Source organism: Paenibacillus sp. FW507-14B1B (assembly GCF_058781425.1).
Genome location: NZ_JBYSWS010000001.1, coordinates 856,061 through 875,993 on the forward strand (window position 1 = coordinate 856,061; position 19,933 = coordinate 875,993).

General features: G+C 37.9%; 23 protein-coding genes. 4 read left to right on the forward strand and 19 right to left on the reverse strand.

Features of this window, described 5'->3' with window-relative positions; genetic code table 11:
- Positions 1–241: 241 nt before the first annotated feature.
- The 3 genes from AC3WJJ_RS04015 to AC3WJJ_RS04025 form a co-directional block, all read right to left on the reverse strand.
- Positions 242–802 (reverse strand): hypothetical protein, encoded by a 561-nt coding sequence (locus AC3WJJ_RS04015; RefSeq protein ID WP_492538218.1) that lies wholly within the window; start codon positions 800–802, stop codon positions 242–244.
- Between the two features lie 520 nt (positions 803–1,322).
- On the reverse strand, positions 1,323–2,354 hold the full coding sequence (locus AC3WJJ_RS04020; RefSeq protein WP_492538220.1) for a hypothetical protein: 1,032 nt from the start codon (positions 2,352–2,354) through the stop codon (positions 1,323–1,325).
- 276 nt (positions 2,355–2,630) lie between these two features.
- The gene (locus AC3WJJ_RS04025) at positions 2,631–3,044 is read right to left on the reverse strand and encodes a hypothetical protein (RefSeq protein ID WP_492538222.1); all 414 of its coding nucleotides are present in this window, start codon (positions 3,042–3,044) and stop codon (positions 2,631–2,633) included.
- A 332-nt stretch (positions 3,045–3,376) separates the two neighbouring features.
- Between AC3WJJ_RS04025 and AC3WJJ_RS04030 the strand changes: the two genes are divergently transcribed.
- Complete coding sequence (locus AC3WJJ_RS04030) at positions 3,377–4,108, forward strand: DUF6199 family natural product biosynthesis protein (protein WP_492538224.1); 732 nt, start codon at positions 3,377–3,379, stop codon at positions 4,106–4,108.
- A gap of 93 nt (positions 4,109–4,201) precedes the next feature.
- Here AC3WJJ_RS04030 and AC3WJJ_RS04035 read toward each other — a convergent pair whose 3' ends face one another.
- The 10 genes from AC3WJJ_RS04035 to AC3WJJ_RS04080 all read right to left on the reverse strand — a co-directional run bounded on the left by AC3WJJ_RS04035 (position 4,202) and on the right by AC3WJJ_RS04080 (position 10,839).
- Positions 4,202–4,927, reverse strand: coding sequence for a YwiC-like family protein (locus tag AC3WJJ_RS04035; RefSeq protein WP_492538226.1), 726 nt, complete (start codon positions 4,925–4,927; stop codon positions 4,202–4,204).
- 173 nt (positions 4,928–5,100) lie between these two features.
- Positions 5,101–6,015 (reverse strand): hypothetical protein, encoded by a 915-nt coding sequence (locus tag AC3WJJ_RS04040; RefSeq protein ID WP_492538228.1) that lies wholly within the window; start codon positions 6,013–6,015, stop codon positions 5,101–5,103.
- Between the two features lie 42 nt (positions 6,016–6,057).
- Positions 6,058–6,645, reverse strand: a complete 588-nt coding sequence (locus tag AC3WJJ_RS04045; protein WP_492538230.1) for a hypothetical protein — start codon at positions 6,643–6,645, stop codon at positions 6,058–6,060.
- A 39-nt stretch (positions 6,646–6,684) separates the two neighbouring features.
- A complete protein-coding gene (locus AC3WJJ_RS04050) occupies positions 6,685–6,867 on the reverse strand; it encodes a PspC domain-containing protein (protein ID WP_492538232.1) in 183 nt (60 codons plus the stop codon).
- Between the two features lie 174 nt (positions 6,868–7,041).
- Complete coding sequence (locus AC3WJJ_RS04055; RefSeq protein WP_492538234.1) at positions 7,042–7,476, reverse strand: GNAT family N-acetyltransferase; 435 nt, start codon at positions 7,474–7,476, stop codon at positions 7,042–7,044.
- 59 nt (positions 7,477–7,535) lie between these two features.
- On the reverse strand, positions 7,536–8,066 hold the full coding sequence (locus AC3WJJ_RS04060; protein WP_492538236.1) for a GNAT family N-acetyltransferase: 531 nt from the start codon (positions 8,064–8,066) through the stop codon (positions 7,536–7,538).
- A 43-nt stretch (positions 8,067–8,109) separates the two neighbouring features.
- Positions 8,110–8,574, reverse strand: a complete 465-nt coding sequence (locus AC3WJJ_RS04065; protein WP_492538238.1) for a CDI toxin immunity protein — start codon at positions 8,572–8,574, stop codon at positions 8,110–8,112.
- A 73-nt stretch (positions 8,575–8,647) separates the two neighbouring features.
- Entirely contained in the window at positions 8,648–9,415 is a 768-nt protein-coding gene (locus AC3WJJ_RS04070; RefSeq protein ID WP_492538240.1) for a DUF7683 domain-containing protein, read from the reverse strand.
- 377 nt (positions 9,416–9,792) lie between these two features.
- On the reverse strand, positions 9,793–10,260 hold the full coding sequence (locus tag AC3WJJ_RS04075; RefSeq protein ID WP_492538242.1) for a hypothetical protein: 468 nt from the start codon (positions 10,258–10,260) through the stop codon (positions 9,793–9,795).
- Positions 10,261–10,434: 174 nt separating this feature from the next.
- On the reverse strand, positions 10,435–10,839 hold the full coding sequence (locus AC3WJJ_RS04080) for a GNAT family N-acetyltransferase (RefSeq protein WP_492538244.1): 405 nt from the start codon (positions 10,837–10,839) through the stop codon (positions 10,435–10,437).
- 320 nt (positions 10,840–11,159) lie between these two features.
- Between AC3WJJ_RS04080 and AC3WJJ_RS04085 the strand changes: the two genes are divergently transcribed.
- Positions 11,160–11,873 (forward strand): DUF6199 family natural product biosynthesis protein, encoded by a 714-nt coding sequence (locus AC3WJJ_RS04085; protein ID WP_492538246.1) that lies wholly within the window; start codon positions 11,160–11,162, stop codon positions 11,871–11,873.
- An 84-nt stretch (positions 11,874–11,957) separates the two neighbouring features.
- Here AC3WJJ_RS04085 and AC3WJJ_RS04090 read toward each other — a convergent pair whose 3' ends face one another.
- The gene (locus tag AC3WJJ_RS04090) at positions 11,958–12,473 is read right to left on the reverse strand and encodes a DinB family protein (RefSeq protein ID WP_492538248.1); all 516 of its coding nucleotides are present in this window, start codon (positions 12,471–12,473) and stop codon (positions 11,958–11,960) included.
- A gap of 167 nt (positions 12,474–12,640) precedes the next feature.
- Here AC3WJJ_RS04090 and AC3WJJ_RS04095 point away from each other — a divergent pair, with 167 nt between their 5' ends.
- Complete coding sequence (locus AC3WJJ_RS04095; protein ID WP_492538250.1) at positions 12,641–13,450, forward strand: hypothetical protein; 810 nt, start codon at positions 12,641–12,643, stop codon at positions 13,448–13,450.
- A gap of 283 nt (positions 13,451–13,733) precedes the next feature.
- On the opposite strand, the gene AC3WJJ_RS04100 is transcribed toward AC3WJJ_RS04095, so the two are convergent.
- Entirely contained in the window at positions 13,734–14,135 is a 402-nt protein-coding gene (locus AC3WJJ_RS04100) for a PH domain-containing protein (RefSeq protein WP_492538252.1), read from the reverse strand.
- Positions 14,136–14,448: 313 nt separating this feature from the next.
- On the opposite strand from AC3WJJ_RS04100, the gene AC3WJJ_RS04105 reads away from it, so the two are divergent.
- Positions 14,449–15,825: a glycoside hydrolase family 30 protein gene (locus AC3WJJ_RS04105; RefSeq protein ID WP_492538254.1), complete on the forward strand. Its 1,377-nt coding sequence runs from the start codon at positions 14,449–14,451 to the stop codon at positions 15,823–15,825.
- Positions 15,826–15,954: 129 nt separating this feature from the next.
- Here the strand turns inward: AC3WJJ_RS04105 and AC3WJJ_RS04110 are convergent, their stop codons facing one another.
- The 4 genes from AC3WJJ_RS04110 to AC3WJJ_RS04125 form a co-directional block, all read right to left on the reverse strand.
- A complete protein-coding gene (locus AC3WJJ_RS04110; RefSeq protein WP_492538256.1) occupies positions 15,955–17,094 on the reverse strand; it encodes an exo-beta-N-acetylmuramidase NamZ family protein in 1,140 nt (379 codons plus the stop codon).
- Positions 17,095–17,165: 71 nt separating this feature from the next.
- Positions 17,166–17,870, reverse strand: coding sequence for a PIG-L deacetylase family protein (locus AC3WJJ_RS04115; protein WP_492538258.1), 705 nt, complete (start codon positions 17,868–17,870; stop codon positions 17,166–17,168).
- A gap of 2 nt (positions 17,871–17,872) precedes the next feature.
- Positions 17,873–18,838, reverse strand: coding sequence for a GNAT family N-acetyltransferase (locus AC3WJJ_RS04120; RefSeq protein WP_492538260.1), 966 nt, complete (start codon positions 18,836–18,838; stop codon positions 17,873–17,875).
- A 231-nt stretch (positions 18,839–19,069) separates the two neighbouring features.
- On the reverse strand, positions 19,070–19,930 hold the full coding sequence (locus AC3WJJ_RS04125; protein WP_492538262.1) for a carbohydrate ABC transporter permease: 861 nt from the start codon (positions 19,928–19,930) through the stop codon (positions 19,070–19,072).
- Positions 19,931–19,933: the final 3 nt, after the last annotated feature.

Sequence of the window (19,933 nt, forward strand, 5' to 3'; positions counted from 1 at the left end):
TTGACGGACTTATTTTTCTTTTTAGCATAATTTGCAATTGTAATAGGTAATTCACGCCCTCATTGAATTACTTAACCTTTTTGTATTTCTCAAGATTTTTTCCACCTTGGTCCAAACAAAAGAATCGAAACAGCGCTTAATCCTATGTTTTATGACAGTCTTCCAGACTACATATTTTCCATATTTAAGATACATCTATCATTCCTCTATCCACTATCTTAGAAATACACTATTATATAGTTCATTTCACAATAAACAACATCGTCCATGTATTTTTGGCTCTGTATTTTCTAAATTTATTATCTACTGCTGCGAAGATGCATGATGAAATAAAACTTGTTAAAATCCCTGCTAATAGTGGATGTTTCTCTAGAAAACTTAGATTTGCATCTTCTTTTATTTTTTCGAAATTAATTGATTTGTTTTCTTTAACATAATTTTGATTTACTGAGCCCGTATTAATCGTAGATATTGCATTGCTATTTTCAACTTTCACATGCTCTTCTGCTTTTCCAATTAAGCCACCAATATTCATCTCGCCCTGATTATTAAAATTAGAATACAGCTTATTTTCAATAACATATTGTATCTTCATATCTGCCTTCTCTTCCAAAACAATCACTACAATTACACCTAGTAGAGAAACTAGTAATAACAGAAAAAAAAGTTTCCCAAAAATACTGTTATTATTTATTACCCCTTCACTTTTTTCGTTTTTATTTCCATCTTGATTATAATTAACCATGATAATCCCCTTAACTGATTCTTTTGTTGCGGAATGTATTGCTAATAACGTTCTCACATGATGCCTTCCGAACACTAGATATATCTAGCGGCTCTGAGGAATTACACCCAGCGATTAAATATAATATTTTAAGCTGACTGTCGATTTCCAAATTTCTTAACCTTACTTACTTTTATTCTTTCTAGATTTCATGCTTTTTCTCTGTCCTCTTTCCTCTTTCCTCTTTCCTCTTCTCAAATTTTACACTCGCACTGTCCAAAACATTATTGAGCTTCCTGTTCCCAGGGTCTCATCCATAAGAGGAGTGATCCTAAAGCTTTAACCTCTTATATATATTTTTAACATCTTTTCTCCTTTAGGGTAAACAAAAAGAGTCGAAATTACTTTCACTCAATTCATAATCTTTTAAGCTTTTTTGTGCCTATCAGGATGAATATAACTTTTGTGAATCTAATCCGAAACTCTGGCAAACCAAGGAGCGCTAAAGACACTACGTAGATAGGATGTTATAGATAGGATGTTATTAGAATGTATAGGTTTCTTTAAATACTAGCTTTTATTTATATGGTTATTCAATCTATACATGCATTTCTTTTTTTAACCTTAAAGTCTCATTCTCAATTAATTTATGGAAATAGTGGTTCGGATCCACTCCGAAATCCGGTTTTACTCTAGCTCCCTGGTTTTCTTTTATTAGTTCAACAATTTTCTTGGAGTCGCTTCTTGAAAACACTGTTTCAATTAAACCTCCCACTCCACCTTCACCATAAGTATTAATAAAAATAGTCTTTAAAAGTACATCATTCGTTGCGAACATAAATATCTCATCAATAGTTTCTTCGGTATAATGAAAACAACTCCAATTTGATAAATAATTCAGATCCCAAGCTTGATTTTTACATCCAATTATTATTTTGTTAATATCGTTGCTACCAGAATTTTTTGGAGCTTTTATACCCGGCTGATTTGTAAATAGCATTGCTACATATGCTATAGTGCTCTCAGAAATTAACAAGTTTTTATAGTTCCATTTTAGAAATTCAATCATTTTTTCTATTGGCGATAAATCACGCTGCTTTTGTAGATATACTAAATGAAGCATTTCTGCGATATGCATAAGAAAGTGATGGTCTTCCGTGTTATAAATTATTTCATTAATATATGGATCAACAGGCAATGAACAAATTGGAATACTGTTTATTTCTCCTTCAGCCAGTCTAAGCCATATCATGCTATGGTAGTAATCAAAAATATTATTAAACTCTTGTAGTTCTTTTTTGGGTTCGACACTATCGTTAATTTTTGTTCCATACTCCAATAGAGCTAGACCCGCACTAGCAGAAAAATCATTCATAATAATCCATGTCATCAATAGTGCAATTTTACGCATTTCTGTATCATCTTTAAGAAAACCATCACGAGCAAGTTTTAGTAGTCCACTCAAGAGATTTCTATCTAATAAAACTATAATCTTTTTATTGTAGTTTATTAATTCCTGATAACTAGATGCTCCCTCAGGAGAATATTTTGGATGAAATATTAGTTGCATCTCACATATTGTCTCCCAGATATACTCAACTTCATCGTCCTCCATCACTAAAAAACTCATGCGTACCTCCAATTTATTTTATTAAATGCAGTATTGATTTAATGAACTCGTTTTTTCCTGACTTTCTTATAACCTTCTTTTATTCAGAAACCCGAGAGGCTTAAGGTCCGCCAGGACCGGGTGGCTCTACCACCTAGCCTCGCGAGGTTGTCTGCCTGAATCCACTTCCCCGAATCGCCTTGGGCAGACCAAGGGTGCCCGCCTCTAGACGTGCGAATACATTGTTATATGCTATCTTAGCCTTCCCGAGTAGCTCCTAGATCTAATTAAATACAACTATTTTTTAAGATATTTATTCTTTAACATCTCATTTCTTTTAGTTATAATATTCTGTTTAATCGTTTTTCTTCTTTCTATTTCATTAAATATCCTAAGAAGTTTGCCGTGCCGGCTAATAAATATTCCAACAAAGATAATAACAGCGAATGTTAATAACGCTTGTAATATCAAATAGAAATTAACAGTAGTAGTAGCATTTTCTTCCATCCCAACAGTTACGCTTGTATTATAAAATGTAAACAAAACAGTAAATATTGATCCAAAGATACTAAACTGTTTTAATTGTTCTAATTGAAATTTTACTTTCTGCTCTAGTCTTAATAAGTCCTCATACGAGTAGTTCTGAAGTTTTTTTGTCCCATATTTAATTATGTATTTTACTTCTCCTATTATTTGAACTTTTTTCTTCATAGTTTTTCTCCTGATATTTTCAATAGATTATTTTTGCAGGGATCGCATATAACGTCTTATCTATGAACTTCGCAAACACCACATCACAGATGAAACCACGAAGTTCAGGAATACTCATTCAACTGAATATCACCCAACTCACATTTGGTTCTTTATACCTATCATACCATAATCTTTATACCTAGATCATCATAATTCAAATGTCATATTTATAACCTTCTTATCTTCTCATCTCACAACCACTCATGTAAAATACTGGTGAAACCATTCCCCCTTCCATGCGTACTCAATCTTTAGATATAACGCGCTTCGCGAAAGGAGCTCACGGGCGCATGATTAAACAATGGATTACCTCCAAACCATTCAAGCTCTCCACCATTCTGACCACAGTCGTCTTGATCACTGTAAGTGTTCTAATGATCTCCTTTGCACTCTCATACTTCTCTCAATCCGTTTTCTATGTAAACGATGAGAAATACAAGAAAACCATCGAACAACCAAACCTGATCACTTACCAATCTAGGAACGGACCTTCAATTGAGGTGATCCCTAGTAATGATGTCCAAGTTGTACGCATTAATAATGAGGACTATACAATTACCAGGAAGGAAGACATAAATGGCTCCATATTTCATGTGAATTATCCCAATGGCGAGAAGTACACAGTAGTAGACCATTCGGGTACGATGCTTAGTTATGATGAGAACGGCGAGATGGTATCTTTCATCACTATTAATGCCTATGCCGGAAATGGAACCAAACTCTTGAACAATGCTGGTGAAGAAGAAGAAATATCATTCTATCCTGGTTCGTTAGTGGAAGCAGCTTATCCAGCGTACCATATGAAGCAAGGAACCCAGCCATTGTACTGGATTGCCGTATTTTTACTGGTATTAGGTTGGTGTTGGTACCGGTATAAGAAAGTCCAAAACTTTTTATTTTATATCAATCCACGCTATTCATGGCAAGATGATGAACCGAATGATTTTCATTATTTTATCTGTAAGTTTCTCGGCATACTAATGATGGTAGGCGCACTGCCGGTATTTCTGGAATCATTGTAATTTGCAAAAAACACAATGAAACCCTGATCCTTTCATAAAGGACAGGGTTTCCCTACATAATAAGCGACCTTGCACGGGTGCTAAGGCTTCTTTTTAATAGACAATCCAAGAAATAATGATAAACTGCACAGCCCCGATAATCTCCATAATACCTACCTTCATCGGACGCATCGTTTTTCCGGAGAATAAGAATGTACGAATCAGTGGGAATATAAAGGGCAAGATCATCCAAGGTTGACCTAATAGAATAGGGACGCTCAGAATAACGATGTGATAAATCTGACTGACTCTCTTCCAAGTAGGATTCTTCTTCTCCCGAAATACCGTCTTCACAAAGAACGCAGTTCCCATGAAATACACCAAATTGTAGAGAACAATCGTCAGCATTTCAAAATTCCATCCTCCGTCACCATACAGATAAGATGCAGCCCCGCCCAGTGAGAAGATCAGAATAGCGCAAAAATCATTCAAAATCGCTCTTTCAGATTTACGTTTTACATGCCATATGTTTAGGCTCAATAGTATGATGAATGGAATTCCGAAATAGAACAATTGCGGTTTGACGATCAACGGATAGATGACTGCAGCTAAACCTATGACTCCATAAATTGCAAAGAACTTCAGCAAATGATTGCGCTGCTTCTTTCTTTTTAATGCTTGCAATAAAGGATATGAAGCAAGATATAAAAATAACCATGCTATAAATAATAGGATATGACTCCAGCGCGGTGTTCCCGCTAGCACTCCGAATAGAAACGGTACGCTAACCATAGCCCATCCCCCATGTTCATGAGGAAGTACGATTTTCTTGTTGTTCATTACCTTATAAATCCTCCACTCCAACCAACAACTTTACAGTCATTGATAATCTTTCTCAGTTAATTATATCATCCAAAATCACTCACTTCGCACCTAGAATTGTGAACAAAGTTTTACTTTCAGTTATAGTTTGAGCATTAATTTTTTCTAGTCATCGTGTTATTATTGCTGTGTTACGCTTCATTCTCATCAGTTACTACATACACTAATTCATGTTGTTGCAACACCTCTTGGCCACCAGCATTCATAGAGTAATCCGTTTCCACGGATAATAAACGCTGGGCTTCATCCATAAGTCCCATGCTGTTCATGGCATCAACAACTACTCTATTTAATTCAGGTTCCTGCGGCAGCACGTGATTTTGTTGAATATCTCTGAACACAGCAAGTCGGGAAGCGAATGGTGCACTGTCCAAGAATTCCTGTAAAGATATCACGTTAAGATCTTTATTTTTGTCGATATTAAACGATATATGCTTCTCCCCTTCTAATAATGGATGAACAATCCCTAAACCATCCTGTGTTGAGATTCTAACCCTCTCTTGCCGTTTATTACGGACATCCTGAATATAATGATAAGGTTTGTCTATTTCAGGCATGTAAATGTTATCGCTTATCCAAGTCAATATGTTCTCTTGTACTAACTTATCGTTTTCTGAAGGAGGATATAACGAATTTTCACTTTCCTCATCCCATTGTTGCCTTGCCATTATATAATCTTTCTCAGACTCAAACTCATTATAAAATAATGCTGAATCTGAACCATTCACCCTAAGGAACTCCGCTAGATTGTTAGCAACAATGCGAGTGGGTCGGTCAAAATCCATAGGAGAAACGCACACAATTGGAGCGGTCTCAAGATTATCTACTGAACCATAATCCGTCAAGAATCCGTAATGAATTCCATCGCAACCCGAGTTTCCGAACACGACAACATCACTAGGTGTATTGAAATAGCGAAAATTATCTAGCGAGAGATAAAAATTCATCCCTAGATAGAAATGTTCTTGATCATCAAGTTCCTCCTGTAAAAGCATTACTCTTTGAAGCGTTGGTGGTATGTCATATTTTCCAAAGTTTACATTCATTTCCGATCCCCCTTCTTATATAATCCCCAATTTCTATTTATACTAAATTCCTAATATGATGATCTCACCCTTTTCGTTTAAGCTTCTAAATTTAAATTCTCCAGGAGCCTTTAATTCACGATAAGCAGCTGCAAAACCATCCTCTAATACTAATTCGATATATATCGTGGAGTTTTCTTTTATTTCATCTAAATCATTTAAACTTTCATTACTGTCGGAATCCTCATTACTTACAATGACCTTTGTTATTTCATTGTTATCTGTCGCAACTGCTATTACCGTATCATACAACTTGTTGGAGTTGATCTTGGCATGCCATGTTCGATTTATACTTGTCTCATTCCCTTTCAAGGGTGTAACTGGATCTAACTCAGAAATAACAGACGCACGATGTAAAACACCCCATTTTTTCTCTATTAAAGTGGCATAATCTCTATGATCTGATCTCAAAATCACTACCTTTTTATTATCATATGTTTTGGAGTACATCCATTCACCATTCTCAGAAGGATACAAATTATGGATAGCATCTCTTTCGCTAATTGAGTAATTTGATTGGTTAAAAATATAAACAATCAATAACAGGAAGGAAAATAACACTACAAATACTCTCAGGAATTTTCTCTTCATTACCTATTTAAGCTCCTCTCCTTACAAAACACCTTTCCGTTATTTGAGCCTATGCATATCTTCCATTGAATTAGCTAATATAATATAAATTAAGATCGATACGGGTAATGTAACTAGGAAAATCAATCTAATACTAAATGCAGATATACCTACAAAATCCGCGATACCACCACATACTCCTAGGATAGATTTATGTTTTTGACTTTTTTTCATGGTTCTCATAATGCACCTCCTGTTTCAATAAAAAGAGTATTCCCGTCTGAAGCGCGAAGCTTCATAGTTTAAACGACATATTTTTCTATTATGTTACCATAAATACAAAAAAGACCAAGTGCGCGAACACTTGATCTCTACTTCAACATCAATGGTTCATTTAAAACATCTAACTTGGAACGATCAGTATTCTAACTTATATACGACTTCCCCATCGATTACTCGGCCATCTGCAATAAATCCTAATTGTTCATATAATTGCTGCGCCCAGATGTTTTCAGGTTCAAAACTTATGTAAATGACCCGATGTTGTGTATCTTCCTTAATTTTCTCAATAACTAACTCCATCGCAGCTTTCCCATAACCTTTTGACTGATACTTAGCATCTATCATTAATCGGTAAATCCAATATTCCTGATCCTCATGATCCATGCAATACATTGTGAATCCGACCAGTTCATCATTGTGATAAATAGCTAAGCATTCACATTCTGGAAATGCCTTCGCTTGTGCGAGCGAGAACACATTTGTTGCCACAAACTTATTCTGTTCTTCGGATACTTTCAACTTAATGACATCAAAAAAATTATGTCGATCTATTTCTTTAAATGCGACCATAGATACTCCCCCGCCTTTATCTTTTTGTCATTCTAGTATGATTAGATAATATTCAGAGTTTATGATTCAAAATTATTGTTAATCCAATATCTTTGAATTACGACTCCGTCTACTATATCTTCGGAATCTAGACTTCCATTATTTCTTAAGATAGTCCTCGCTGATCCAACATTATCTTTATCGCATGTTACTAAGACTCTTCTAATTTCTAGTGATCTAGCTTTTTCTAATGCCAAGCTTAATAATTGAGAAGCATATCCTTTCTTTCGCTCACTAGGTCTTATACCGTAACCAATATGCCCACCCATTTTAAGTAGTTGTTCGTTTAGTTCATGCCTTATATTGGTTGCACCAAGTACTCTTCCTTCATTATTCACTAATAAAAAAGTCGAACTATTTACTTTGTTCTCTCCTCGATCTTTATTCGTTTTTAATTTATGTATCTCTTCTAGAAACAAATCAAAATTACTGCAATCAAATCTCAATATAAATGGAATCATTCTCTCACCCGTATTACTCCATTCATTAATCATGTCTAGATACTCATCTCGATATTCTAAAGAAGGTTCGATAAGCTTCAAATGATTCATTTATGGTCTCCCCCTCACTTTGATAGCTCTATTCTTCTGATCCTTATTTTTTATCCACTTTTCTTATGATACCATCATGGAAGATCTCGATTACATATTTACTAGGTTTATACAACCATACATCTGATGTTACGCTAGAGAGTTCCTCTATATGTGTAAATGCATTCCTAATGGTTGTTTGTATCACTGGATCATCACCATGACTCCATAAGATATATACATCATCATCTTGGATTCCACTGAATACCTCTAATCTTGTCACCTCTTCGATATTTATTTCTTCATATGTATACTTTGTCCATTCTATACGTCCATAAAAGGTAACTTCATATTCATTAGTAAAGTTATTATATATTTCCTTAGTCTTGTCTGGACTAAAAATAATAGTATTGTCCCCAAGAGCTTCTATACATTCAATAAATAAAGTACTTGGATTGTACTTTTGATTCATTAATGATTGTCTATCTAGTAGTATTTTAAGCCTTTGACTTCTAGTTTTAGCATTCATCCGTTGATAACGCTTCTGTATTCACGCCATCCATCCCCCTTAGATAGCTCGTTAGTACAATGGGTTCTCAGTATTAATACCCCGCCCACAAACCGTAATTATACTTACTGAAATCCAACTTATGATTTATTTTTGATTGAAAGAAATCCTTATGATCTATTGTTATCTCAAAATATCCGAAAACAGGATGCTCATCTGATAAACTAAATATATGTCGATATTCTTTTATTGGCACATTTTTGATTTCCTCTTCACCAATAACGATTGGTACCTCTGCACCTACTTCACTCCATTGAATCAACCTTGTTGTGTCTGTTTCCTCAAAGAAATAGGGAGAAGTACATTCCTCCACAAATAATCCCCTTTTCGTTGCAAACTCAATTGCTTTACAAGAATGATGGCTACTTCCGATGTACATATAATAATCCCAACCAAAATGTACAAAGAAGTTATCCTTGGAATAAAGCTGAAATCCGATATAATTTCTTAATCTCATCTTACAAAGTGTACGAATTTCATTTATGTTAATAATCATGTCTTCTTTTATTTTGATCTCGCTAAATTCTAGCTCGTATAAGACAGACTCTTCATCTTCTTGTGACATCGATCTATTTGACACTACTTGAATAACTCGTAGAGTATCTTGTCTTATTTCCTTTAAAAACTCTATTATTGTCTCTACATATGCGTTTTCCACGTAAAGATATTTCTCGAATGTAAATAAATCACCATTTATTATTTTTCCGATTTCGGATGGGCAAGTCCATTCATCTAATAAATAATGTCCATGCTCATTTCTGAAATCTGGATTATATTTTGTGATCCTCCATTGATGTTTCATTTTACCTCCTTAATACAAATACCTATCTCTACATACATTTATGGTTTATATTAGAAATAGTCATTATTTTTGTTTACAGTTTTTTCTTGTTAACGGAGGTGGGAAATCTATGTTTAAAAGAAGAAGAAATAGAAACATCACAGGTATTATTGTGGCCAAAATTTACTGTATTGTCCTATTCGAGATATTAATAGATGCCCCCCTGGCGAAGCTCCAAATAATCCGCCTTGGGCGTATCCAATGATTCCACTTGGAGCTATTGCAATTACCTCTCTCTTTGATTATGTGATTAAGTTCGATTTTTTCAAGAGAAAGAAAAAGTGAAGATAATGAACTTATCGTTAAGTAAATTCCACCCTTTGTTGCTATACTTAATACTATTTGTTTTTACTCATTTTCTTCATATGAACTAGATTTATAATGCAAATGTTAACTAAAAACAATAGAGCAACCAGTATTCCAAAAATAGTGAATGGAAAAACTTCTTTGTAATTTAGCGCTTTCCCTGTGGACATTGCATAAAAATAAAGCAATGTTCCAGAAAAACCGCCTCCAGCATAAAGAATAATAATAGTAGTCACATAAAGAGGTTTACTCTTGATTTTATAACGAGTAAGTAACAGCTCAAATAATAGCGAAAGTGGTAGCCCGATTATGAATATTGGAGGAGTACTATAAATAAAAAAAACAATAAAATAAAAACCAAATCCATATGATTCATTCATGAAAAGAATACTTGCAAGAAATGTAGAGATAAGGGATGTAAGAACCGAAGCAACTATACTTCTTGAAATAATTGATATCATATTATGCTCCCAATTAAATTGTTCATTGGTTTTCCACATAACTTAGCCTACGCTACCGGGACCGATAAACTTAGCCTCACAGGGTTGTGAGTTGTGGACACTTCTCCACCTGCCATTTCTTGTGAACCAAGGACCGAACAGAATCAGCGTAAAAACATTGTTGGATAATGCCAAAAGACTCATTGGATAAGCTCTTAAATGTATTCAAATTATTCAATTCTTATTTCGTTTAATTACAAATGCTTTATCCGTTCTAACGAACCCAATCTTTTCGTAAAATCCTACCGCTTTAGGAGCTGAGGTTAAAATGTATTGAATTTCTTCTTCTCCTAATCTTCCCCTTAATATTCTTACTAGTTCTTTACCGATTCCTAGGCCTTGATAGTCTTTATCTACAGCAATATCTGATATATAGCAGCAATAAGAATAGTCTGTGATTGCCCTTAAGAGTCCAATAAGTCTTTCGCCATCCCTTACCGTAATAATTTCATCAGCATTATCGATCATTCTCCGAATTCGATCAATATCACCAACTGGTCTCCTGATTCCAGATCTATTAAAGACTTCTTCCACTTCTTTGACACTACAGCAGTCATTAGTTTTATATTCTATTCTCAAAGTTTATACCTCACAAAATATATGATTTCTGCGATTTCATCTAACGTCACCTTATTCGCGACATACCACCGATCTATGCGACCAATAGCATAGCCGCGATGCAGTTCGTATGTGCGGATATATCCGCCTGATCCTACTTCCACTCCTTTCCTTATCATACCAAATCTTATAGTCCTAGTTCATAAAAATCTCACTATCCCTTCCTCGTGCCTTTCCTGGACTTATCCCCTCACTTGGAAATATTAGTGAAACCAGTTCCCTACGCCCCTCGTATTCAACTTAAATCAATGATCCACTTCATGAAAGGAGCACCCTTAAACATGATCCAACGCTCACACGCCTCCAAACCGTTCAAGTTCGCCACCATTTTGACCATCGCAATCTTGGGAATCATTGGCGTCATCCTCTTCTCCTTCGCAAGCTCTTACTTCTCTCAATCTGTTTTTTATGCAGACGGTGAAAAGTACAAGAAAGCTAGCGAACATAACGGTATAATCACTTACGAATCTAGAAGAGGTCCTATAATCGACATAGTTCCTAGAGACGATACACGAGTTGTCGTTATTAATGAAGAAGAATACTTAATTAGCACGATCAACAATACGGAAGGCACAGTATTTCATATTACATATCCGAACGGGAACTGGTACAGGGTTGAGGGGCAACCCCATCGAATGACCACCTATGACGCGGATGGCCACTACGTGACTCAGGGAACCGTTTATATGGGTAATAAGAGGATTTTGAGCGATGGAGAAGAATTGTACCATCCCCGTTCACTTGTCCAAGCAGCTTACCCTGAATACCATGAGAAGCAGGGAACTCCTGCATTCTATTGGTTAGCAATACTCCTGTTCATTTATGGCTGGTGCGGATTTCGATACGAGAAGTTTCAGTATTTCTTATTTATCCTTTCACTTAAATGGATATGGACGAATGACCATGAGCCTAGCGACTTCTATTACTTTATGTGCAAACTAGGCGGCATTATGGCGATGATTGGATCTATTCCGCTTTTGATCAAATCATTATAAACTCCACTTTTTACACGGAACAACCAACATACCAAAAAGACACTAACCCACCAGTCAGTGTCTTTCCCTTCGTTACTTCCTTAACTATGATAAATATCTTTCCTTTAATACATTCAGATGATGGAGCTCATGCCCTGCAATTATATAAGCCACTGCACTAGCTGATATCTTATTATCGTTCGCAATTCCAGTTTGCTCCCATGCTTCCTCAGCAAGCCCTCTCACTAAGCTCAGGGATGAACTCCTCACGGTCCTATATTCCTCAAGCAGACTATCCATAGAGCGTTTCTCATAAAATGCATGGTCCACATAGAAATTTTCTTCAAACCCAGCAAGTGGTGTCTGGTCTCCTCTAGCGATACGCAGCAATCGATAACTCATGATCCGTTCTGTATCAATCATATGTCCTAATACTTCTTTAATACTCCACTTCCCAGGAGCATAGCGGTAATCCACCTGTGTGTCCGTAAGCGATGAGATCAGATTATAAGTAAACTGTTGCTGTTCGAGAAGAATCTCTTGCAAATTGCCATCCGGTACTAATCCTACATACGTTTGATAATATGCAGGATAATCCGTTTGTGATGGTCGTTCCAACATCTCATATCCCTCCGTCATAATCCACTGTAGATGGACAATTATTGTAGTTAAACTAACATAAATTCACTCTAAAAGTCTACAGAACATCTTCTCACCAAGTAAGGAATTGACCTAGGAATAAACATTATTTATACTACTCCTATGTAAAATATAGGGAAGTGAACCAGATGAATGAAATAAAAATCGACACGGTTACACTTGATAGTGCCGTGAAAATGATTAAACTGACGTATTCCCTTGAACTATGGGAGCAATTAATAGATTTATCCAATAAACTATACATAAGAGCCAACCATATCTATAAGAATAGATTCACGAAACCGATTAGAGTACTAGCTGAAAGACCGCTTGTTTACTATTATGGCTATAGTCTATTGATGAAAGGTCACGGGTATAAAGAACTCGGAAGCTATGATAAAGCTCTACAATGCATTGATCGTTATTCCAATTTGTACTGGTTTGAAGAAGATTTCAACGAAGATGACATAAGAGAAGTTCAATATTTTCAGTATATTTCCGAACCAAATCGATTCGAAATTCACCTCCTGTCAGGTGACTTTAATTCGTTAGATGCCTATGTAGATTATCTCGCTCGTAACCGCAATGAACTTTTACCTGGATTGATTTCTATTCTAAAAGCAGCTAACAACCATAATTACAATATCGATTCGATTATTAATCGTTTCTCTCACGATATCATTTTCTCTGTGGGACACGCCTCTCAAGATGTTATTAATACGGCTTACTACCAATCCTTCTTACAACAAATTATAGATTACAAAATAAATCATTTCGAACATCACTCAGCCATCGATTATACATTTCAATTATTGTTCTACGCTCATAAAGCAGCAAATGATGGATTATATAAGCATGCTATCGTGTGCTTCGAATCGTTACGAGAATACGCTACACCTGTACAACTCACTGTATTTAAGGAACATATCACAAGCATCATGGGGAAGGTATTAATATGATCGAATATAACAGGAGATTGAACTTAGCTAAACTTTATGACTGTGAGAATAAAGAAACGTGCATTGAATTTGAATTCATATATCACATTCCAGGTGAATTAGAAGGAAGTAGATTTTACCTTCGATATTTCAAAGATTCTGTTCTGAGCAGAGAAGTCTCTGTTGGGTGGACTCTTAAACAATTTGCTTACGAGTTAAAGTATTGCCTAAATACCGCTCCTAAAATATAAAATAAAAAAGCAGGTGTCCTCACAAAACGCGAGGATACCTGCTTATCTACAACTTAATTAAAAAACTCCCCTTGGTCGACTGAGCCTAAGATATGGGCTGCTGAACGCATAGGATGGTTTACCGCTATATCGGTAACAATCCGATCTATATGATCATAGACTTCACGCGGTGCTTTTATAGACTCAAGCACTTTGATAGGCGTATCAACATCAGCAACATTCAAATGAATCGAACCACAGCCGAACATTCGCTGCCAGAATGGTAACTTGATACTCTTATCAAGCACCTTATAAAAATCCAACTCATCCTCCGCTAAATTAAGGAAGCCTCTTCTTGTGACCAGTCTTTTCTCATATACAAAATATTTAGTGAATGAAAGCGGTAAGCCGAAGATGGTACACTTTCTTCCTGACCATATTAAAGCCCCTCTAGTGGTAGATCCTTGATTTGACACTATTTTGCCCTCCATTAAAAAACGAGTAAATAACATATTTTAATACGTTCATGATTGTATCATGTTTCAGTTTCTAACAAATTACATGATTTATCCAGAACATTTTGTACCTTTCCTCTTCTACTTACCTCCTTGTAACAAGTTCTCCACTTTTTTGATCGGTTTGCTGTTCGAAATATTCTTCACAGAGTTGTAAGTAAATTGAAATGAATATATACAATATACATACATAATAGTTAAATATTGTTGCATTTAATGCAGACAATGAAAGGATTGTAAGGAAGTTAAACTACATTTTGAAAGGTGGCTTGGAATGAGAAAAAAATTCATTAACAAACTAGTGGTTATGGTGATGAGTGCACTACTAGTAACACTCCCATTAATGCCGCTCAGCTCTTACGCAGCAACAAATGTTAGTGTGAATTGGAATGATGTGAAACAAGAAATTGACGGCTTCGGGGTCTCTCAAGCAGGATGGTCTGATGCCATTTATGATCTTCAGGAACCAGCCCGCAGTGAGATCATGGATTTATTGTTTCGTGACGATATAGGAATTGGAATCTCCATCTTCAGAGGCGCTTTGTTCCCGCAGTTTAACCCTGCACCTGGTCAATTCGATTTCAATGCAAGGCCAGATCAAGTCTGGGTGATGCAGCAAGCAAAAGCCAGAGGCGTTGATAAATTAGTTGCAAGTACTTGGAGTCCTCCAGCTTGGATGAAAACGAACAACTCCACAACGAATGGTGGATACTTAAAACAAGCTAATTATGACGATTATGCGCTGCTGATGGCGAAATTCATTAAAGAATATAAGCTGCAATTCGATCTTGATCTCTATGCTGTCTCCATTGCCAACGAACCTAACTCCATGACTTTCCTTACGTGGGACTCCAGTGAGTGGAACTCAACCAATTTCCAAGTATTCTTAAAGAATCACTTGAAGCAAGCGATGATTAATGAAGGGGTCCAATCTGCAAAAGTTATTGCTGGTGAATCGTCTTGGTGGTCCGAAGATCTAATCAAGGATTCATTAAATGATCCCGCTTCTGCAGAAAGAATCGATATTGTCGGAGGACACAATTACCCGATACCTATCATCAACACAGAGATGCCGACAACCCCATTCTCGACTGCCATCTCCAAAGGCAAAAAAGTGTGGATGACAGAGGTCTCCAAGGTTGACTCTTACGATCCAGGTATGGGATCAGGCCTCAAATTTGCGAAACAGACACATAATTTTATGACCAAAGCCAACGTCAATGCGTGGATGTATTGGACAGGTGCGATTCCTGGTAATAATGATGAAGGTCTTATCAATGTCGATAAAGCCTCGAGTACTTACGCGTTGACCAAACGTTTCTATACTTTCGGGAACTTCAGCAAGTTCATTAAACCGGGCTACGTGCGGATCGGGGCACCAGATACTCCGAAGTTCGGCGTATATACCTCAGCCTATAAAGATCCAGCTACCGGAAAATTCACGATCGTTGCCATTAACGATAATAATTCGAATGCAGAGCTCGACTTCTCACCTAACGGCTTTACCTCAGGACATCTAACCCCATTCACGACCAATGATAGTTCCGCTTTAACTCAAGGATCAGCGATTCCTTTAGTAAACGGAAAGTTCCAAGTCGTTATCCCACCAAAAAGCGTGGTCACTTATGTTGGTGAGAATGGCTCTTTGTAATAGTCACATCCATTCCATGATTTCTTATACATCTACTGAATCAATCTAATAACGAAAAAGCCCTTGGAATAAATTCCAAGGGCTTTCTTCAAGCTTAATGCTCATACGAATGAGCAAACGCAGCTCAATTTAATACAAATGAAACTCCTGCTTCATAAGAGAAAACTCTCGGCTTTCTTCACGAAACTGCTCTAGCAGCTTTGGTACATCTACCTGATCGTTACGATACATATTATCCCCACCGAGCAGATCAATAAATGGCCTTGATCCCTCCTTTAGCGGAGGCAAAAACGAAAATTTGTCATAGTTATTCTTAATTGTATACATTAAAGTCACACCGGTATCCAGCGGTCTAAGCGCTTTCTGGTCTGTGATATGAATCTGCACACCGTGACATAACTCTCCCTGGAACTTGGAGAATGTTGGCTTGAAATAGACTGGACGAAACACTACCCCCGGCAATCGATGATCGTTCATCTCATCTGCTAACTTCTCAGCCTCGATAAAAGGCGACCCAATCATCTCGAACGGTGCCGTCGTCCCTCTTCCTTCGGAAAGATTCGTCCCTTCGAATAGACAGGTCCCAGGATAGAGAAGTGCAGAATCAAACCGAGGTAGACCCATGGAAGGCATGATCCACGGCCGCCCGGTATCCGTAAATAGCATGCTCCGATTCCAGCCCTCACACGCTACGACATGTAACTTCCCATTCCAGTTCATCTGTTCATTTGCCATTCGTGCAATCTCACCAGCTGTTAAGCCATATCGTACTGCCAGTGGATAATTACCGACAAATGACTGATAGCCATCCTTCAATACGTTCCCTTCCACCGTAATTCCATCCAGCGGATTGATCCGATCAAGTACGACCATTTCCTTGCCCGCTTTCGCACAATCTTCAAGAGCGTAGAGCATCGTATAAATAAATGTATAATACCGTGCGCCCACATCCTGTATGTCATAAACAACCACGTCTACTTCATCCAGCATTTCAGAAGTAAGGCGCTTAGAATCTTTACGATACAGGCTATGAACCGGTACACCTGTAATCGGATCCATGTATGTATCTACCATAGCCCCTGCAGCCAGATCCCCGCGCACACCATGTTCGGGCGAGAACAGCGCCACTAAATTATAATTTTCATGCAATATTTGAATCGTGGATACAAATTTATGATTCAGTCCTGTCGGTGACGTGATAAGTCCAATTCGCTTTCCTTGAAATAAATGCGCGTAGTCTAAAATTCGATCAATTCCATTACGGATCATCGTTACCTCCTTAAACGTATGTCATCTAGAAAAAGACCGTAACAAAATTATTGTTACAGTCATTGATCGTGTTAAAGCTCACCTTTCAAGACACGTTTACTTTCTTCTGGAATCATGAATGTTTCCGCATACTCTTTTCTCGCTTCAATACCTCGTACTCTAGCCAGATGCTTGTAGTACTCTAGATATGGGAATGACTTACTGCTCGTGACGAACCAATGCTGAGACACAGCCTTTACCCACAGATCGAATGCTTCCTTGGAAAAGTCTACATACACGTAGGGCTTATAATCAACCGCATCCTCCCAATTCTCCGCATAATAAAGACGAGAGGCGAAGAATGCAGGAAGCTCACGCTCGAATGAAGGCAGGCCGGCATAGAACCTGGCATCGTTCACGATCCGATGTGTTGTCATATGGTCTTTGTGCATACTGTTCTTCCAGTGCGTAATGATGACATTTGGGCGCACTCTGCGAATCACATCACACACGGCCCAGCGGTTATCTTCATCGTCCTTCAGTTCCCCATCTGGTGTGTCGAACACGATCGATTCTCCGCCTAACATTTCTGCAAAAGCTTTCGCTTCCCGCACCTTCTGCTCTCGGTACTCAGCCATATCCTGTCCAGCAGGAACCCCACGTTCCCCAGCCGTCAGGGCTAAAGTAACGATATGATCCCCCTTTAAGGAGTGATGTGCAAGGACCCCGCCCGCTGTCAATTCAGCATCGCCAACATGTCCACCAATCGCAAGTACAGTTATTTTCTGTTCACTCATCATCATAACTCCTTTCGCATGACTGAAAATTGCTTCACGGTCTGAAAGCCTGCCTTCTCATAGATCCGTATAGCTGGATTCGTACTTCCGGTATAAAGTGACATATAATCCGTCCCCATGTTCTTGAACGCTTCGCATAGCTTATAGAACAGAATACTTCCAAGTCCATGCCCTTCGTGATCCGGATGAACACCGATACCAGCGAAGTAACCACGACCATTCTCTTGACGAATCACAGGACCAGCGAAACCAACAACCTTACTTTGATATGCAGCTATTACAACCGGCACACCCTTGCGCGTGGACTCCCCAATCTCCTTCTGCCACAGTAGATTATCAAATCCTTCGAGCATCTCGTCTACACCATGATGTTTTGTCGGGTCGAATAATTCAACATGGTAACCATCTTCTGCTGCCGTATCTTCCTTCAACCGACTTGATTCGGGGACACGAAAATCGGACAAGTTCAAATACATTGCGCATTCCCTCGCACGTTCGATGTATCCTTGACGCACCAGAACATCATATAAAGCACTGTCCACAGGTACACCAGGAGCATTATTATGTTCGTGCCTCGGGGTATCCGGTATGTACCATGGCAGCATCATGGGGTTGAAGAAAAGCACGTCCGACTGCGTCTTGCCCAATTGTCTAAACCGATTCTCTAAAGACTCCAACATCTTGTTGTAATGTTCTTCCGTTCGGAAACGATCCGAAAGTACAATGCAAGTGATATACCCGGAGACACCACCTAGGGGCAGATCATCACCGGTACATCCACAGGCGAACCCCTTGAGCTGTCCCGATTCCACTAACACAAACGTATTCTCAGGATCGAAATAAGGATTCGATTGAAAAATAGACGCAAAGCTCTCTTCCGTCAGCTCCTTATAACCGTCATTCACCGCTTCCTTATTCCATAGGTCAATCACTGCTTGTGTATAATCTCGCTTCCAAGTCTCAATCATCCAGACACACACCTCCACCATCTGCCGAATCATTCAGCAGGGTTCACATGCTATCTATTTAAGATGAGCCATTTGCTGACCGACCAAAGAAACAGACAGGCTGAATTCATTAGGCCTCATGTTGCAACAAACGAAGAAGATTGGCGCACTTCACTGCCTGCTTCTAGAGCAAATGGCTCCTCCAAGTATTCATCGTTGTTATGGTGCAACATCTTACATTTCAGTCCAATGCTAACCCTTAACTGCCCCGACCGTTACACCTTCCAAGAAGTACTTCTGTAAGCTGAAGAAGAGAATAAACATTGGAAGTGCAGAAATTGTAGCCCCTGCCATCATCGGTGCGAAGTACGTCGTGTTAGCAAACCTAAAGTTTTTAAGTCCCACTTGAATAGTCTGCATATCCATGGTGTTCGTTACTAGGAATGGCCAGAAGAATGTGTTCCAGTTGTCCATGAACGTAAGGATCGCCATAACCGCAAGTACGGTCTTGGATAAAGGTAATACAATTTTGAAGTAAATCTGAAATTGGTTACATCCTTCAATCTTCGCACATTCCAGTACTTCAGAAGGAATACTTCCCATAAATTGCTTAGCCAAAAAGATGTTATATACTGTAACCAGACCCGGTAAGATCATGGCTTCATACGTATTCTGTATTTGAAATGTATTCACAATCAGGATATAAAGAGGCACCTGTGTAACTTGATAAGGAATCATCATCGAGATGAGTAAAACGGAGAACAGGACGGCTCTTCCTTTAAAGCGAATCTTCGAGAACGCATAACCCGCAAGACTTGCGAAGAATACATTGGATACCATGACAGTTGTTGCTACAACCAAGGAATTGATCAACCAACGCACAGAATGCTCACTATAATTGAAGAAAAATTTGTATGAATCTAACGATATTTTGGTTGGGAACAGCGAATAACTCATCGCCCCCGCTTCTACGGGATCCCCGAATGATGAAATCACCATGAAGTAAATTGGAAACAGTGTTGCCAATGCAAAAATCACAAGTAAAACCATGATCACCGTATTACGGGTCTGTCTCCGCACAGGTTTACCTGTGTGACTGTTATATAACGCCATATC

What these genes read in the sequence shown, in the direction of transcription:
- AC3WJJ_RS04045 (WP_492538230.1), bottom strand. Translation starts at nt 6,645, where the DNA reads ATGAAGAGAAAATTCCTGAGAGTATTTGTAGTGTTATTTTCCTTCCTG.
- AC3WJJ_RS04070 (WP_492538240.1), bottom strand. Translation starts at nt 9,415, where the DNA reads ATGAAACATCAATGGAGGATCACAAAATATAATCCAGATTTCAGAAAT.
- AC3WJJ_RS04030 (WP_492538224.1), top strand. Translation starts at nt 3,377, where the DNA reads ATGATTAAACAATGGATTACCTCCAAACCATTCAAGCTCTCCACCATT.
- AC3WJJ_RS04050 (WP_492538232.1), bottom strand. Translation starts at nt 6,867, where the DNA reads ATGAGAACCATGAAAAAAAGTCAAAAACATAAATCTATCCTAGGAGTA.
- AC3WJJ_RS04095 (WP_492538250.1), top strand. Translation starts at nt 12,641, where the DNA reads ATGAATGAAATAAAAATCGACACGGTTACACTTGATAGTGCCGTGAAA.
- AC3WJJ_RS04120 (WP_492538260.1), bottom strand. Translation starts at nt 18,838, where the DNA reads ATGATTGAGACTTGGAAGCGAGATTATACACAAGCAGTGATTGACCTA.
- AC3WJJ_RS04105 (WP_492538254.1), top strand. Translation starts at nt 14,449, where the DNA reads ATGAGAAAAAAATTCATTAACAAACTAGTGGTTATGGTGATGAGTGCA.
- AC3WJJ_RS04040 (WP_492538228.1), bottom strand. Translation starts at nt 6,015, where the DNA reads ATGAATGTAAACTTTGGAAAATATGACATACCACCAACGCTTCAAAGA.
- AC3WJJ_RS04060 (WP_492538236.1), bottom strand. Translation starts at nt 8,066, where the DNA reads ATGAATCATTTGAAGCTTATCGAACCTTCTTTAGAATATCGAGATGAG.
- AC3WJJ_RS04020 (WP_492538220.1), bottom strand. Translation starts at nt 2,354, where the DNA reads ATGAGTTTTTTAGTGATGGAGGACGATGAAGTTGAGTATATCTGGGAG.
- AC3WJJ_RS04090 (WP_492538248.1), bottom strand. Translation starts at nt 12,473, where the DNA reads ATGTTGGAACGACCATCACAAACGGATTATCCTGCATATTATCAAACG.
- AC3WJJ_RS04110 (WP_492538256.1), bottom strand. Translation starts at nt 17,094, where the DNA reads ATGATCCGTAATGGAATTGATCGAATTTTAGACTACGCGCATTTATTT.
- AC3WJJ_RS04035 (WP_492538226.1), bottom strand. Translation starts at nt 4,927, where the DNA reads ATGAACAACAAGAAAATCGTACTTCCTCATGAACATGGGGGATGGGCT.
- AC3WJJ_RS04025 (WP_492538222.1), bottom strand. Translation starts at nt 3,044, where the DNA reads ATGAAGAAAAAAGTTCAAATAATAGGAGAAGTAAAATACATAATTAAA.
- AC3WJJ_RS04085 (WP_492538246.1), top strand. Translation starts at nt 11,160, where the DNA reads ATGATCCAACGCTCACACGCCTCCAAACCGTTCAAGTTCGCCACCATT.
- AC3WJJ_RS04065 (WP_492538238.1), bottom strand. Translation starts at nt 8,574, where the DNA reads ATGAATGCTAAAACTAGAAGTCAAAGGCTTAAAATACTACTAGATAGA.
- AC3WJJ_RS04115 (WP_492538258.1), bottom strand. Translation starts at nt 17,870, where the DNA reads ATGAGTGAACAGAAAATAACTGTACTTGCGATTGGTGGACATGTTGGC.
- AC3WJJ_RS04125 (WP_492538262.1), bottom strand. Translation starts at nt 19,930, where the DNA reads ATGGCGTTATATAACAGTCACACAGGTAAACCTGTGCGGAGACAGACC.
- AC3WJJ_RS04075 (WP_492538242.1), bottom strand. Translation starts at nt 10,260, where the DNA reads ATGTGGAAAACCAATGAACAATTTAATTGGGAGCATAATATGATATCA.
- AC3WJJ_RS04055 (WP_492538234.1), bottom strand. Translation starts at nt 7,476, where the DNA reads ATGGTCGCATTTAAAGAAATAGATCGACATAATTTTTTTGATGTCATT.